This window comes from Planktosalinus lacus, from assembly GCF_014640155.1.
Taxonomy (GTDB): Bacteria; Bacteroidota; Bacteroidia; order Flavobacteriales; family Flavobacteriaceae; genus Planktosalinus; species Planktosalinus lacus.
Genome location: NZ_BMGK01000010.1, coordinates 1 through 14,250, shown reverse-complemented (window position 1 = coordinate 14,250; position 14,250 = coordinate 1). Strand labels below are relative to the sequence as shown.

Sequence of the window (14,250 nt, the reverse complement as noted above, 5' to 3'; positions counted from 1 at the left end):
CCATTAGCAACTGTTTTATAGCAAGAGAATCAAATACAATGAATGAAGAACTTTTACATAAGTATTTAAATAACGAAATTTCAGAAGAAGAGCTCAAAACACTCCGGGCTTCTGAAACCGGGCGCGAATTTCTAAAAATTGCAGAAACAACGGCCAAGTTAAACACGCCCCCGTTTGAAAAAGAAAAAACCTGGGAAAAACTGTCACAAAAAACAGTTTCAAAACCCAAAGTGATAACTTTATTCAACTACAAATCATTGCTCAAATATGCCGCAATGCTGGTATTGATCCTCACCGGATACCTCTATGTAACCAGTCTCGACGCAAGTGTTACTTCTGGTCTCGCAGAAAAAAGAACAACTGTACTTCCCGATAAATCTGAAGTAGTACTCAATGCAGAATCAAAGATCATCTTCAATAAAAAATCCTGGGATAAAAAACGCACACTTTCTCTGCAAGGAGAAGCATTTTTCAAAGTAGCAAAAGGTAAAAAGTTTGATGTGGAAACCAATCAGGGCATAGTAAGTGTCCTCGGAACAGAATTTAATGTACTTAGCAGAAACAATCGCTTCATCGTGACTTGCTATGAAGGATTGGTGGAAATATCGTTTAAAAATGAAAAACTACAACTACCCGCTGGCAACAAAGTCATCATTGAAAACGGTGAAATCATAACACAAAACCAAATTGCCGTCAACAAACCAAGTTGGATGAACAATGAAAGCACCTTTCAAGACAGCGAGCTTATTCTGGTAATCAACGAACTTAAAAGACAATATGCCATTGAAATCAATCTGGAAAATGTCAATACCAAACAACATTTCACCGGGACATTTACACACACCAATCTTGAAGACGCTCTAAAAACAATCACGCTACCATTACAACTCACTTATACAATTGGAGAGAATAACTCGGTGACAATTTATGGGAATAAATAAGGGGCAAAACACATTTATAAAAGTTATTTTTATTCTCCTGTGTTGGAGCCTTCCAATCAATGCCCAAACCGACGATAAAATTCCACTAACAGAGGTATTGAAAAACATAGAAGAAAACCACGACGTGCGATTTTCCTATGCCCAAAACGACATCGATACCATCACACTGTTACCTCCCCGTTCCGGATTGGACATCAACCAACTCCTGGAATATTTAAACAATAATACTCACCTTTCTTTTCAACAAATAGATGAACGCTACATAGCGGTAAGCCCTGCACCCGTCAATGTAATCACCCTGTGCGGAATCATATTGGACGCGCATACAAAGCAACCCCTGTCCGGTGCAACAATCCAAGTGCTCAATACATCACAAGCAACCGTTACAGATTTGGACGGACGCTTCCATATCAAAAATATTCCCGAAAACGCACAACTCACCATCAGATACCTCGGCTATGAAACGACTCAATGGCCGGTGAGCACTTTCATTGAAAAACCCAATTGCTTTCAGCTACAGCTTCAACCCAAAACTGACGAACTCCAAGAGGTCGTACTGCGGGATATTTTTACCAAAGGAATTAGCAAAACCGCAGAGGGGTCCTTCAATTTGAATGTCGATAACTTCGGAAGCCTGCCCGGACTTACAGAACCTGATATCCTGCAAATGATACAATCATTGCCCGGAATTGTAAGCGTCGATGAAACGGTCTCTAACATTAGCATCAGAGGAGGAACAACCGATGAAAACCTCATCCTTTGGGACGATATAAAAATGTATCAAAACGGACATTTTTTTGGACTCATTTCCGGTTTTAACCCCTACCTCACCAAGGAAGTTTCAGTCTTTAAAAACGGTACCCACGCTCGCTATGGCGAAAGCGTTTCTGGAGTAGTCGCTATGCACTCTGATGACGACTTCACCCAATCACACCAATTAGGGATTCAGCTCAATATGATCAACTTTGGAACGTTTGCAAAAATTAAGGTGAACGATAAACTTGCCCTCCACCTCTCGGGAAGACGCACTTTTACTGATATAGTTGAAAGCCCGGCATACAAACAACTATTTGATAAAGTATTTCAGGATACCGAAATAACAAACCTGCAAAACCTGGCCGGAACCGGCTCATTGAGTTCTGATGAAGAATTTTTCTTTTATGATTTTAGCTTCAAAGCCATTTACAATGCTACAGAAAAAGACCGCTTGCGGGTCAATTTCTTAACCATTAATAACTCACTCAACTTTACTGAAACCTTTACCACAGAAACTATTGAAAACTCAGAAACCAGTGAGCTCGACCAAAACTCATTAGCAGGTGGAATCTCCTGGGAACGTGACTGGAACCCCAAACTCTCAACAACTGCCCTTGTATATGGAACTTACTACTTACTGGATGCTTCTAATCTCGACATTTTTTCAAATCAAAAATTCATTCAGACAAACGAAGTGCTAGAAACCGGAACCAAAATCGACTTGACTCAAAGCTTCAGTCGGGCTTACAGCCTCTCTGCTGGCTATCAATTTACCGAAACAGGCATCGCTAACAAGCAAGAAGTAAACATACCTCTGTTTCGCAATTATGTGAAAAATGTGTTGCGCACCCACGCGTTCTACCTGAGTAATGCCTTAAACCTGGAAAATTCTGGAACACGCATCACAGCAGGCTTAAGAGCCAGTTACATCCCAAAATTTGAAGAATTAATACTCGAACCCCGCCTGAATATCCACCAAAAACTGGGTGGCGGATTCGCCCTTGAAGGGGCCTATGAACAAAAAAGCCAGACAGTCACACAACGCATAGACTTTCAAAGCGACTTCCTGGGTGTGGAAAAACGACGCTGGGTATTGGCCAATAACAATGACGTTCCCATTAGCAAAAGCAATCAATTTTCACTCAACCTGCTCTATCAAAAAAATAACTGGTTACTGCAACTGGAAGGGTTTTCCAAAAAAGTAACGGGAATTACATCGGCCAATCAGGCATTTCAAAACCAATTGCAATTTGTGCGCATCAATGGTGAATACAAATCTGATGGCATCGAACTCATCGTCAATAAGAAAACAAAAAACTGGAGCTTTTGGACAAGCTATACCTTCGCAGAAAACAACTATACATTCAGCCAACTCGAGCCTGAAACATTTCCACATAATTTTGATATCAGACATAAATTGACGCTGGCATCTTCTTATAACATCAACCGCTTAAAATTAGCAGGCAGCATTAACTGGCACAGTGGAAAACCCGTTTCACTCCCACTGAGCAGAAATGCAATTGAAATTATAAATGGAACGCCCACCATTCAATATGACATCCCCAATCAGGCCAGAAACGATGACTATATCAGAGTAGATCTTTCAGCAGAATATGACTTCAAAGCCGGTGAAAAAACAGAAATAACAGTCAATGCCGCGGTGCTCAACCTTACCAATCGTAAAAATGTATTAAACACGTATTTCGTCGTGGAAGACAGTGATACTTCAAATCCTGTCATCAATCAGGTAGAACAAATTTCACTGGGAATAACACCCAATATCTCAGTGCAGATTCTTTTTTAATAGGAGACAGATTCAATTCAAATACTAAATCAAAGGACCCTCAACTCTTCATTAACAATTCTAAAAAAAAATTATCAATTATTAATTCTTAAGTACCTAAAATCAGGTTCAATAAAACTTACATCCGTTCAGGAACTGAAATCCCAAGCAATCTGAACGATGAGGCAATCACCGCTCCCACTTTGCGGGACAATTGCACTCTAAACAAACGCTTCACGGCATCAATCTCAGCCAAAATGGGTACACTTTGATAAAATGAATTGTAGATCTTCACCAGCTCATAAGTATAATTGGCTACCAACGCAGGACTGTAATTTGCAGCCGCCAGTTGAATCACATCCGGAAAAACAGACAATTGCTTGATAAGCTCTTTCTCCTTCGCATGCATTTCCACAACTTCAGGAAGCGACTGGTTTAAACCGGAATCCTTTCGTAATATAGACTGAATGCGCGCATAAGTATACTGAATAAACGGCCCGGTATTCCCTTGAAAGTCTACTGATTCCTCAGGATTAAATAAAATGCGCTTCTTGGGATCTACTTTGAGAATATAATATTTTAAAGCCCCCAGACCTATCGTGGAATAAAGCTGCTTTTTCTCCTCTTTGGTATACCCATCCAGTTTGCCCAATTCCTCAGAAATACGCTCTGCAGTTTGAGTCATATCAAATATCAAATCATCGGCATCAACAACAGTACCTTCACGGCTTTTCATTTTTCCGCTGGGCAGGTCAACCATACCATAGCTTAAATGAAATAAATTCGCAGCCCAACTATAGCCCAGCTTTTTGAGAATTAAAAACAATACCTTAAAATGATAATCCTGTTCATTCCCAACGGTATAAACCATACCACCCACATCGGGGTGGTCTTTCACCCGCTGTATGGCTGTGCCAATATCCTGGGTCATATACACGGCGGTGCCATCACTGCGCAAAACGATCTTTTCATCTAGGCCTTCATCGGTTAGGTCAATCCAAACGCTGCCGTCCTCTTTCCTGTAAAAAACATCCATTTCCATTCCGCGTGCTACAACATCTTTGCCCAGTAAATAGGTGTCACTTTCGTAGTAATAAGAATCAAAATCAACGCCTATATTTTGATAGGTAACTTCAAAACCCGCATACACCCAGCTGTTCATCATTTTCCACAACGCTACAACTTCTTCATCACCATTTTCCCATTGTTGAAGCATCAATTGCGCTTCCAGTAATAAAGGTGCTTGCTTTTTAGCTTCCTCCTCTGGCATTCCTTGCGCTGTAAGAGAGGCAACTTCCTTTTTGTATTCCTGATCAAATTTCACATAATAATTCCCCACCAATCTGTCACCTTTAATTCCGCTGATTTCAGGGGTTTCTCCATGGCCAAATTTCTTCCAGGCCAACATACTTTTGCAAATATGAATCCCGCGATCATTGATAATCTGCGTTTTATACACCTTCTTACCAGATGCTTTTAGAATTTCAGCAACCGAATAGCCCAGCAACACATTTCTGATATGCCCCAGATGAAGCGGCTTGTTGGTATTGGGAGAAGCATATTCAACCATCACAGCCTTGGAGCCCGGTTTAACCTCTTGAATACCAAAGTTGGGCTGATCCAATATCCCTTTAAAAAAATCCAGATAAAAAGACTCCGAAATAACCAGGTTCAAAAAGCCCTTCACCACATTAAAATCGGCCACCTCAGCAACATGAGTCACCAGATAGGTGCCCAGCTCCTGTCCCAACTGTTCCGGGTTCCTCTTCACATACCGCAGCATCGGAAAGGTCACCACGGTAACATCACCCACAAAATCCTTTCGCGTAGCCTGAAACTCTACTGAAGGCAATGTGGTCTGATACAATGATTGAAAAGCCTCTTTAGTAGTATAGTCCAGTATGTGTTGTAAATTCATAATTTTATTTTTAAAGCCCTTTTTCAGCCTGCAAAGATAGTGGAAAAAATTCCTTTTCCCCCTACCCCACAATCCCTCAAAAAAAAAAAACAACCCAATTCAATTCGGATTCATTCGGTAAAATTCGGATAAATTCGGAATCATTCGGATTAATTCGTATTTTTATAGAATGCTGGTAAACGTCTCTTATAACAATCCCAAGATCAAACGAAAAATAGATGCCGAAGTGGGCAAACCCTTCCCGCTGACTGAACGCATCAAAATGGGAGGCATTGGTTCACCGGGTCTCGACATTAACGCTGCAAGTCTGGAAATCTATAACCTGCTCATTCTTGACAATAACCAAAACCGCTGCAATATCGAAATGCGCCCGGGCGGAATCATCGTGGGGTTTCGATCACTGCTGGAAAGCTATGCACTGGTAATTCCTTATTACAAATTAAACATTTACAAAGGCAAGGCAGAAGAATATGGCATCTACAAAGACCATCACTTTATCAAAGTAGGCGCCACACAAAAAGCAACCCACCGCTTTTTCCAAAAAATAATCAATTATAAAATTGATAACAGCCCAACACAAATTGAGGATTTGTAAAATTTATTAATGAAGCCTCAAAAAAATTAAACCTTCCTGCAGCGAACTGGCCGTTAGGAAATTTTCCGAGTGAGCATGGACAAGCCATAGATTATTACCGGTGCTGTGTATAGTTTTTTTTATTCGGTTATTCTCTTTTTTAAATCCATTCTCTCGTGTAAAATCCTAGTGATTTCAACATAGTTTTCATTTATAGATCGGTAGAATATGATATGGCTATTTACTTTCATTCCAAGAAGGGATTCTGTAATTCCGTCATAGGTTTTTCCTAAATTTGGATTATCTGCAATACCTTGACAGTTTGAAATTAGCATTTCATAATAGTTGTCCGCTTGATTTTCAGACCAAACTTTAAAAGTATAATCCCAGATTTTCGCTAAATCCTCAACAGCTTTATTAGTCAGCTTATACTCAGCCATTCGAGTGCTTTTTAGCTTTCAGAGATTCAAGATGTCTTTTCGGGTCAAAGTCGTGTGCAATTCCGCTATCAATTCCCTCTTGAATTGCATTTCTCAATGCAACAGCCTTACTTTCTTCTTCTTCTAAAAGTCTTAATCCTGCGCGTATAACTTCGCTAACATTTTTAAATCGACCTTCCTTAATTCTACCTTGAACGAATTGGTCAAAATAATTTCCGAGTGATATTGATGTGTTTTTGTTCATTTTGATATTATTTGATTCAAATATACCAAATATTGGTATAACATCCAAATTCTCAAATTACACACAACGGTCTCGGCTCTGAGCTGTGGCGTGCATGCCCGCCTCAGGCTCGGATTAAGCAACCAACCTTCCTGCCGGCAGGTGTAGCAAACAAAACCCAGACCTGAGGAAAATCCGATAGATACGAGCTTCTCCTTCGAAGTTTTACTACTTAGAAGGAGCGCAGCGAATTTTAACCCTCCGAAGGCTGCCTGGCCGTCAGGCAATTTTAAGAAGTAGGCGAGAACAAGCAATTAATTAAACCCATTTTTGTGTGCAGTTTTTTATTTCAGTCGTTTTTTTATATCCATTCTCTGATGTAAAATTCTAACGATTTCTACAATATCATTTTCGACTTTTCTATAAAAAATCAGATGCGATTTGATTGTGGTTACTCGATAGTTTTTCCGAGTTTGTTCTGTTGATTTTCCAGTCAAATAGTTGTCCGCTATAAATTCAATCTCTCCAATTATTAAGTCATAATATCTGTCAGCCTGTTCTTTAGACCATTTGTAAAAAGTATAAACCCAAATATCATTTAAATCATCAATCGCTTGCTTACTTATTCGATATTTGTTTTTACTCATAAGTGTTGGCGATGTAATTCAGTCAGGTTTTGTTTTGGGTCGAAATTTTCAACAAATCCGCTATTTTCTCCAACTTCGAGAGCTTTAATCAGTTCTCTTTCTTTTTTTTCTTCACGTTCTAACAAACGTAATGCTGAACGAATAACTTCGCTAACTGAACCATATCTTCCAGAATTTACTTCTTCTCTAATAAAATCCTCAAAATGATCTCCGAGTGATATTGATGTGTTTTTTCCCATTTTGACTAAAATTTTAATCAAATATACCAAATCTTGGTAACGCAGCCAAATTGCGCACTACGGTTCTCGCATATGAGCTGTGGCGTGTCTCAGCACGAACCTTTGAAAGTACAAAACCAGTAGGAAAATCCGATAGGCACGAGCGCGAATTTTAACCCGCCGAAGGCTGGCTGGCCGGAGGCAATTTTCCAAGTAGGCAAGAACCAAGCAATTATTTTTAAACGGTATTAGCCACTGGCTTTATTTTAATAATCTTGAACCAAAACTTCAGTTGGAATGTGAAGAGTTGTGTTCAGTTTTCTAATCATATTTAAAGTCAGTTTTCTTTTTTTATTTAATATTTCACTTACTCTGCTTTTAAAGCCAACAACTTCTGCTAAATCTTTTTGATTCATTCCCATTTGTTCCATTCTGAACTTAATTGCCTCGATAGGGTCGGGCATTCCGATTGGGAAATTCTCATTTTCGTATCGGTCAATCAAGATTGAAAGGATTTCCAATTCGTCTCCTTCTTCCGTTCCTTTTTTTGCATCAAAAATATCCTCAAGTCTTTCGAGCGTTTTTTGATAGTCTTTTTCGTTTCTAATAGGTGATATTTTCATAATCAGATGTTATTTGCGTCAATTTTGTCATATTCTGCGTGAGTTCCAATAAACCGTATCCAGCATATTCCGTATTCAAAGTTGAATTTTACAATCAAGCGATAATTATTGCCTTTGATGTTATAAACAATTCGATTGTCTTTTAAAATACTTGCACTTGGATATTCATTCTTTAAATCGTTAACGTTTTTCCATTCCAATTTTTCGGTTTCTCTGTACCACGATTTTAATTGTTGTTCGCAATCAACGTGTTTTTCCCAAAAATCTCGTAATGTTCGTTTCGCTATAACTCGCACATTATAATTGTTTGTCGCAAACATAATAAAATAGTTACCAATATGGTAATTATTTCGTTTTTTTTCAGCTTGTGCTAACGTGTTTGTGTAACAGGTGTTGCGTGGTTTAAGGACTAAGATACTTAAAAAACACAAACGTTCATGCTTGCGAGGATTTTCCGAAGGATACGAGCGCAGCGAACTAACGCAAGCAAAATCAGAAGCAATGCGTGTTACACGGTGTTGGCATTAGTACTTTTTAGTCGACAAACGTTTCTTTTATTACTTCTTTGCATTTGTCAATTTCCGAACTGGTAAGATTTTCAAAAACTTTAATAATTCTAACCTTGTCAACTGTCCGAATTTGGTCGATTGCAATCATTCCCTTTTTTCCGTTGTGCCTAACGGAAACCCTGGTCGGATATTTTTTCAGGTTCGTTGTCATTGGAGCAAGTACAATTGTGTTCAAATATTTATTCATTTCATTTGGCGAAATAATAACACAAGGTCTTGTCTTTTTTATTTCACTACCAATTGTTGGGTCAAGATTTACAAGAACGATTGAGTATTGTTTTAATTCCATTCCTCAAGGTTTTCGTCATCGAACACATCATTCATTAGTAACTTGTCATCTCCATTTTCACTCATTTTCTTAAATTCCTTTTCCCAATTTTTCCGTGGTGAAGCTATTGGTTTGAGAATAATCTGCTCCTTTTCAAGAATAAGCTCAACCTTGTCCTTGATATTGTATTTTTCCAAAATGGTCTTGCTCAAGCGAAGTCCTTTTGAATTTCCTATTTTTATTATTGAAGTTTCCATAACTTTTAAAATGTTATTACAAAGTAAATACATTTTATTGAGATATCAAAATCCGTTCCGTATTAATGCCAACGTTCTCTGGTATGGCAAGTAGCGTGCAAATAATCGCTAACCATTCCGATTTGGATTTATGTTTTTCAATATTCAAAAACTTTGGGTTAAGCACTTAGCAACTATTTGTTATACCAGTTGTTGTGATGTCGTTTTTTTTACGCTGACATTGGTTTTACTTTGATTTGTCCGCCAATGGCTTTCAATACTTTCATTATAGTACCAAATTGTGGTTTTGCTCCGTCGGATAATGCTTTATACAGACTTGGTCTGCTCATTCCGGTTTTCTCCGCAATTTTAGTCATTCCAATTGACTTTGCAATATGTCCAATTGCAACTATCAAATCAGAGCTGTCTCCATCTTCGAGAACTGTATTCAGATATTCAGCAATCATTTCTTCGCTGTCCAAATAGTCCGCTATGTCAAATCTTGTGGTTTCCATTTCAATCTTTTTTTATTTTGTTCCAAATTTTTTTCGCTTTTTCAATATCCTTTTGTTGAGTCGATTTATCTCCACCAATTAGAAGAATTACAATTTTGTTGTCCTTTTCCTTAAAATAAACTCGGTAGCCTTTAGCGTAATTAATTCTCATTTCGCTAATTCCGTCTCCTACAGGTTTACAATCTCCGAAATGTTCATCCGTTTCAAGTTTTTGGATTCGGAAAAGTATTTTGGATTTTGCCCGAATGTCTTTCAACTTTCTAATCCACTTGTCAAATTCAGATGTTTTTTCGGTAACTATTATTCAAAAGTGTATCCATTAAGATACAAATATAGTTAATGTTTTGGATTTGAAAAAGATTTTTGATTTATTCTAAAAGTTAGTCTTAAATGCACGCCAACGTGTTTGTGTATGATTAGTGGCGTGTTTAAACACCTAATTTAGCAAATAAAAACCAGATAGAAAATCCGCGAGGATTTTCGTAAGTAGGCGTGAACTAGCCATTAATTATACACGGTGTTGTGCTTTCGTTATTTTTAAAATAACTTAATTTTTTAAAACCTTACATTGTTAAATAAAAGTGTTAGCGATATTTCTAGTTATTGTTAAGCCAAGCCAAAGTAGATACAAAATAAAGCTATAGTGTTAAAAAAACCGTGTACGGCAATAACAAACCACAAATCGTATTTACGTAAATAGAATATCAAAGCTATTAGTGCTCCTATAATCCAAGTAACAAGTTGTCCTGTAATGCCTTGGTGACTGTGCATAAAGCCAAAAAAACCAGTAATTAGGATAATATTAAGTGCTATACTGATCTTACTTTCTCCAAAGAATTTAACGAACTGTCGCATAAGAAAACCTCTAAAAATAATTTCTTCTCCAAATCCTGCTGTAGCCCATACTAATAATAACCAGACGATGGTGAGTTGAAGGTTTCCTTCCAATTGGCTCATACTCGAATAATCAATAGGAACTCCTGTTAACATCTCGATTCCAGGAACTATTGCAATGACATAAAAAACAAAGATTGCTATAGCTACTAATGGGGCAAGAATAAGAAGATTTTTTGCATTGAATTTTGCACGTTGAAATCCAAGTGCTGAAAATGGTTTTCCTTTGTATTCTATATAATTAGCTATAATGATGATTATAGAGATAATTATATTTTCAAAAGGTGTTCTGTTGATTGGTCCAAAGTACATGAAACAAATAATCGCCATGGTAATTAATGGAATTAATGTTTGTCGTAAGGTAATTTTATTCATCGTTTTTAATTTTAAATTCCAAGCGAAATAATGAACAAAATCTCTGATAGTCCCTTTAAATACTTTTGTTTTTACTGAATGGTAGTAAATTTGTAACTGAATAGTAGCTAGTTTTTGTTATCTTTTATTGAAACCAATTCATAAATGCTTTTCGCTTGTAACGACTGATATTGATTTCGGCAATCGCTTCGTTTTCTATGGAAGCTTTTAATCGAATACGCAACTTGCCATTTTCGATTTTTTCAATTTGGTCTACAGCATCTTTGTGAATAATAATTTGCCTATTGGCTCTAAAAAACAATTGATTGTTTATTTTTTCTTCGAGCTCATTCAATGTAAAATCGGTGCTGATTGTTGTGCCATTATTTTGAACCGTATACACAATTTTGTTTTCACTGTAAAAGCACGCAATATTTTCATAGGTAAGCTTCGTCATTTTCGCGCCGCTTTCAATAGTAATTTTAGCATCTTTTATGGATAACTTATATAAATTGTATATGTCTTGTGCATACCATAAACCTATGAAAATAAAACTCACTAATAAGGTGATTAGCAAACCGATTAATAAATAATAGAACTCTGTCTGTCCATCTGCAACTATATTGAAAATAATATTTACAGGAATATACATGATTGTAATATATCCTAGAGTAGAAGCCATAAACCATACGATGGTTATAATTTCTATCTTTTTAGAGAAATATTTTTTCTTGTAAAATTTAAAATTAAGATAAGCTATGATTCCAATGAGAATAAATAAGACAATAGACGACAGAAAACCTTCTATAGGGAATCTATACGATTCACTATCTGGAAAACTATCGCGCGTTGCTAAATGATTTACCACTAAAGAGAAAACCATTAATATAATTGCTTTCTGAATCCAACTCCTTGCAGAACTACTGATAAATTTATGCCATGCTATTTTTACTTTATTTTTGGTTGGTTGTGTAGTAATCATGAATTAGAAACTCTTTTCTTGTAAGATTCAAAAGTAAATAATAATTTCTCCAAGAATATGTTTAAAATATTTTTAAATTTTACCTGAGGAAGTAAATTTTGTATAATTTTTCTAAAGAGTTTCATTATTGGTTAGCGGTTTCTGATAATGAAGCACAACGTGATTGTATATGGTTTGTTGCGTGGTTTAAGCACTAAATTTAGCAAATAAAAACCAGATAGAAAATCCGTGAGGATTTTCGTAAGTAGGCTAGAACTAGCAATAAATTATATACGGTGTTGCCAGCAGTACTTTTTTCAGTCGTAATGAAATCTGCATTTCGCAATTAATATTTCTCCTTCTCTATATTGGTAAATCAGTCGATGTTCACTATCAATTCGTCTTGACCAAAATCCAGCGTATTTGTGCTTTAGAGGTTCGGGTTTTCCAATTCCATCAAAAGGATTTCGAGCGATGTCTTTAAGAAGTTCATTTATTTTCTTCAGCTTTTTCTTGTCGGTTTTTTGCCAATATAAATAATCCTCCCAAGATTCGTCAACGAATATATATTTCATCTTAATCTTCGATTAGGTTTTTATTAAAAGTCGTTCCGCTTTTTAATTTTTCAATTGCAGAATCTAATCGTAATTCATTTTTTCGAGAAGACAATTCGTGGTTTGTAGCCATTAGAGAATTGTATTCCTGCAAAGACATTACTACAATTCCAGAGTCTTTTCCACGATTGATAATTAAAGTCTCAAAGTTTTTTACAACTCTGTCCAAGTATGTTTTAATATCTTTTCTAAAATCAGAAACAGTTGTTATTTGCATAATATTGTATTTTATTAAGTACAAATATATGTACAATATATGATATACGCAATTTTTTTCCGTATTGCTGGCAACGGTCGCAGCTAAACGAAGTGTACAAATCCTACACTTAGCAAACAACCCATTATTTTTATTAGTCCTAAAAATACAAAAAATACACCTGCTTTACCCGCACATTTTGTTTAGCTGATGTTGCAGAGTGTACTTCCTCAGCGTTCCCCTCCGTTACGCAAATCTTTCACTTATTTCGCAAAAAAAAAGAGACCTTATTCTTAAAGTCCGGTCCTCGCAAACTGGTGGTTTCGGCGTTGCTTGCGTTCTGAATGTCAAAGTTTTTATCTCTGCGAACTCCTTCCGAACTACTCCGCACAGATTGGAAATTAAAAAAATTAACCGCACCGCCGCCCCACTTAGTTTTTTCTATCTGTATACTCTGCAACGTTTCAGGCTCGTATGTTTACAGTGTTTAATTTATTATCCATAAATATAGTAGTTTTCCATTTAATAATAAGAGCTAAAATAGAAGGGACAGAGAGTTTTCTNAACAGTACCTAGATCCAATTTATAGAGATCGAATCAAATGCGAGCAAAGATGGCAAAGGGAATTATGGCTTTAAAAAACAATTATAATGAATACAATATTGAAACAATGTTTGGGTATCGATGTCTCTAAGTCAAGCTTGAGCATATCTTTAGGTTATCTGACTAATAATCTAAGTAAGAAATTTGAGGGTCATGTAGATGTCAGTAATGATCTTTCGGGCTTTAAGGTCTTGCATAAATGGTTAAAGAAATCCCTTGATGCTGGGATTAATTTCACAATAGTTATGGAAGCCACAGGTGTCTATCATCAGCATGTGGCACATTACCTTTATGAGCAGGGATATGATGTATGTATTATGCAATCGGGACGTGTAAAGCGCTATGCCCAAAGCTTGGATCAACGCTCCAAGACAGATGCCCTGGACAGTAGAATGCTGAGCATGCTGGGTCTGGAAAGGAACCTTCGCCCTTGGCATCCACCAAGTAAAACCATGCAACAATTAAAGGTATTGAGCCGAGAGCGCAGTTCTTTATTGAAGGACAGAACGGTAGAGATCAATCGTCACGGAGCGATTTTATCAAGCGTTGGCAATAATACCAAGGCATCAAAGAGGCATGCGGCCAGGCTTAAGCTGTTGGACATCCAGATAGATTCCATCGAGGAGGAGATGCGTTGTTTGATATCAAAAGATCAGGCATTAAACAGGAAGCTTGGTTTTTTGGAAAGTATTCCAGGTATTTCTTTCATATCAGCAGCTACAGTCGTTGGAGAGACCTTAGGGTTTGAATCAATAACTAACGGGAAACAGTTGACAAGTTATGCAGGCTATGACGTTGTATTAAGAGAATCGGGTAATTTTAAAGGAAAAACAAGGATAAGTAAGAAAGGAAATAGCCATATCCGGGCAGTCCTGCACATGCCATCAATGACCTGTGTGCGTTGCAACCCCACTTTG

At 37.0% G+C, this 14,250-nt stretch carries 19 protein-coding genes; 4 read left to right on the top strand and 15 right to left on the bottom strand.

Translation table 11 applies throughout. The annotated features are described in order from the left end of the window. Positions 1 to 38: 38 nt before the first annotated feature. Positions 39 to 941, top strand: coding sequence for a FecR family protein (locus tag IEV69_RS11635; protein ID WP_188442655.1), 903 nt, complete (start codon positions 39 to 41; stop codon positions 939 to 941). Next, the gene (locus IEV69_RS11630) at positions 928 to 3,501 is read left to right on the top strand and encodes a TonB-dependent receptor (RefSeq protein WP_188442653.1); all 2,574 of its coding nucleotides are present in this window, start codon (positions 928 to 930) and stop codon (positions 3,499 to 3,501) included. Before IEV69_RS11635 ends, IEV69_RS11630 begins: the two co-directional genes overlap by 14 nt. 118 nt (positions 3,502 to 3,619) lie before the next feature. Here IEV69_RS11630 and argS read toward each other — a convergent pair whose 3' ends face one another. Further along, positions 3,620 to 5,398, bottom strand: a complete 1,779-nt coding sequence (gene argS, locus IEV69_RS11625) for an arginine--tRNA ligase (RefSeq protein ID WP_188442651.1) — start codon at positions 5,396 to 5,398, stop codon at positions 3,620 to 3,622. Positions 5,399 to 5,567: 169 nt separating this feature from the next. Between argS and IEV69_RS11620 the strand changes: the two genes are divergently transcribed. Then, positions 5,568 to 5,993, top strand: a complete 426-nt coding sequence (locus IEV69_RS11620; RefSeq protein ID WP_188442649.1) for a hypothetical protein — start codon at positions 5,568 to 5,570, stop codon at positions 5,991 to 5,993. Between the two features lie 119 nt (positions 5,994 to 6,112). Here the strand turns inward: IEV69_RS11620 and IEV69_RS11615 are convergent, their stop codons facing one another. From IEV69_RS11615 to IEV69_RS11550, 14 genes are all read right to left on the bottom strand, one after another. After that, on the bottom strand, positions 6,113 to 6,412 hold the full coding sequence (locus tag IEV69_RS11615; RefSeq protein ID WP_188442647.1) for a type II toxin-antitoxin system RelE/ParE family toxin: 300 nt from the start codon (positions 6,410 to 6,412) through the stop codon (positions 6,113 to 6,115). Next, on the bottom strand, positions 6,405 to 6,656 hold the full coding sequence (locus IEV69_RS11610; protein WP_188442645.1) for a type II toxin-antitoxin system ParD family antitoxin: 252 nt from the start codon (positions 6,654 to 6,656) through the stop codon (positions 6,405 to 6,407). The genes IEV69_RS11615 and IEV69_RS11610 overlap by 8 nt, the downstream gene beginning before the upstream one ends. A gap of 323 nt (positions 6,657 to 6,979) precedes the next feature. Beyond that, positions 6,980 to 7,282 (bottom strand): type II toxin-antitoxin system RelE/ParE family toxin, encoded by a 303-nt coding sequence (locus tag IEV69_RS11605; RefSeq protein WP_188442643.1) that lies wholly within the window; start codon positions 7,280 to 7,282, stop codon positions 6,980 to 6,982. Then, entirely contained in the window at positions 7,279 to 7,521 is a 243-nt protein-coding gene (locus IEV69_RS11600) for a type II toxin-antitoxin system ParD family antitoxin (RefSeq protein WP_188442642.1), read from the bottom strand. The genes IEV69_RS11605 and IEV69_RS11600 overlap by 4 nt, the downstream gene beginning before the upstream one ends. Positions 7,522 to 7,766: 245 nt before the next feature. After that, complete coding sequence (locus IEV69_RS11595) at positions 7,767 to 8,123, bottom strand: helix-turn-helix domain-containing protein (protein ID WP_188442640.1); 357 nt, start codon at positions 8,121 to 8,123, stop codon at positions 7,767 to 7,769. A gap of 2 nt (positions 8,124 to 8,125) precedes the next feature. Next, positions 8,126 to 8,419 (bottom strand): type II toxin-antitoxin system HigB family toxin, encoded by a 294-nt coding sequence (locus IEV69_RS11590; protein ID WP_188442638.1) that lies wholly within the window; start codon positions 8,417 to 8,419, stop codon positions 8,126 to 8,128. Between the two features lie 238 nt (positions 8,420 to 8,657). Further along, positions 8,658 to 8,981, bottom strand: coding sequence for a type II toxin-antitoxin system PemK/MazF family toxin (locus tag IEV69_RS11585; RefSeq protein ID WP_188442636.1), 324 nt, complete (start codon positions 8,979 to 8,981; stop codon positions 8,658 to 8,660). Next, positions 8,972 to 9,217 carry an AbrB/MazE/SpoVT family DNA-binding domain-containing protein gene (locus tag IEV69_RS11580; RefSeq protein WP_188442634.1) on the bottom strand — a complete coding sequence of 82 codons (246 nt, stop codon included), beginning with the start codon at positions 9,215 to 9,217 and terminating at the stop codon, positions 8,972 to 8,974. The genes IEV69_RS11585 and IEV69_RS11580 overlap by 10 nt, the downstream gene beginning before the upstream one ends. Before the next feature lie 209 nt (positions 9,218 to 9,426). Further along, positions 9,427 to 9,711: an addiction module antidote protein gene (locus IEV69_RS11575; protein WP_188442632.1), complete on the bottom strand. Its 285-nt coding sequence runs from the start codon at positions 9,709 to 9,711 to the stop codon at positions 9,427 to 9,429. Between the two features lies 1 nt (position 9,712). Beyond that, entirely contained in the window at positions 9,713 to 10,012 is a 300-nt protein-coding gene (locus tag IEV69_RS11570; RefSeq protein ID WP_262891976.1) for a type II toxin-antitoxin system RelE/ParE family toxin, read from the bottom strand. A 305-nt stretch (positions 10,013 to 10,317) separates the two neighbouring features. Then, entirely contained in the window at positions 10,318 to 10,980 is a 663-nt protein-coding gene (locus IEV69_RS11565) for a CPBP family intramembrane glutamic endopeptidase (RefSeq protein ID WP_188442630.1), read from the bottom strand. Between the two features lie 124 nt (positions 10,981 to 11,104). Further along, on the bottom strand, positions 11,105 to 11,941 hold the full coding sequence (locus IEV69_RS11560) for a LytR/AlgR family response regulator transcription factor (RefSeq protein ID WP_188442628.1): 837 nt from the start codon (positions 11,939 to 11,941) through the stop codon (positions 11,105 to 11,107). A gap of 296 nt (positions 11,942 to 12,237) precedes the next feature. Continuing rightward, positions 12,238 to 12,495: a Txe/YoeB family addiction module toxin gene (locus tag IEV69_RS11555; RefSeq protein ID WP_102088350.1), complete on the bottom strand. Its 258-nt coding sequence runs from the start codon at positions 12,493 to 12,495 to the stop codon at positions 12,238 to 12,240. A 1-nt stretch (position 12,496) separates the two neighbouring features. After that, positions 12,497 to 12,751, bottom strand: coding sequence for a type II toxin-antitoxin system Phd/YefM family antitoxin (locus IEV69_RS11550; RefSeq protein ID WP_188442626.1), 255 nt, complete (start codon positions 12,749 to 12,751; stop codon positions 12,497 to 12,499). Between the two features lie 629 nt (positions 12,752 to 13,380). Here IEV69_RS11550 and IEV69_RS11545 point away from each other — a divergent pair. Beyond that, positions 13,381 to 14,250 (top strand): IS110 family RNA-guided transposase (locus tag IEV69_RS11545; RefSeq protein WP_188442625.1); only part of this gene is annotated, 870 nt, incomplete at its 3' end.

Bases quoted from the DNA above. Each gene is read 5' to 3' on its own strand.
- IEV69_RS11635 (WP_188442655.1), top strand. From the start codon at position 39: ATGAATGAAGAACTTTTACATAAGTATTTAAATAACGAAATTTCAGAA.
- IEV69_RS11630 (WP_188442653.1), top strand. From the start codon at position 928: ATGGGAATAAATAAGGGGCAAAACACATTTATAAAAGTTATTTTTATT.
- argS (WP_188442651.1), bottom strand. From the start codon at position 5,398: ATGAATTTACAACACATACTGGACTATACTACTAAAGAGGCTTTTCAA.
- IEV69_RS11620 (WP_188442649.1), top strand. From the start codon at position 5,568: ATGCTGGTAAACGTCTCTTATAACAATCCCAAGATCAAACGAAAAATA.
- IEV69_RS11615 (WP_188442647.1), bottom strand. From the start codon at position 6,412: ATGGCTGAGTATAAGCTGACTAATAAAGCTGTTGAGGATTTAGCGAAA.
- IEV69_RS11610 (WP_188442645.1), bottom strand. From the start codon at position 6,656: ATGAACAAAAACACATCAATATCACTCGGAAATTATTTTGACCAATTC.
- IEV69_RS11605 (WP_188442643.1), bottom strand. From the start codon at position 7,282: ATGAGTAAAAACAAATATCGAATAAGTAAGCAAGCGATTGATGATTTA.
- IEV69_RS11600 (WP_188442642.1), bottom strand. From the start codon at position 7,521: ATGGGAAAAAACACATCAATATCACTCGGAGATCATTTTGAGGATTTT.
- IEV69_RS11595 (WP_188442640.1), bottom strand. From the start codon at position 8,123: ATGAAAATATCACCTATTAGAAACGAAAAAGACTATCAAAAAACGCTC.
- IEV69_RS11585 (WP_188442636.1), bottom strand. From the start codon at position 8,981: ATGGAATTAAAACAATACTCAATCGTTCTTGTAAATCTTGACCCAACA.
- IEV69_RS11580 (WP_188442634.1), bottom strand. From the start codon at position 9,217: ATGGAAACTTCAATAATAAAAATAGGAAATTCAAAAGGACTTCGCTTG.
- IEV69_RS11575 (WP_188442632.1), bottom strand. From the start codon at position 9,711: ATGGAAACCACAAGATTTGACATAGCGGACTATTTGGACAGCGAAGAA.
- IEV69_RS11565 (WP_188442630.1), bottom strand. From the start codon at position 10,980: ATGAATAAAATTACCTTACGACAAACATTAATTCCATTAATTACCATG.
- IEV69_RS11560 (WP_188442628.1), bottom strand. From the start codon at position 11,941: ATGATTACTACACAACCAACCAAAAATAAAGTAAAAATAGCATGGCAT.
- IEV69_RS11555 (WP_102088350.1), bottom strand. From the start codon at position 12,495: ATGAAATATATATTCGTTGACGAATCTTGGGAGGATTATTTATATTGG.
- IEV69_RS11550 (WP_188442626.1), bottom strand. From the start codon at position 12,751: ATGCAAATAACAACTGTTTCTGATTTTAGAAAAGATATTAAAACATAC.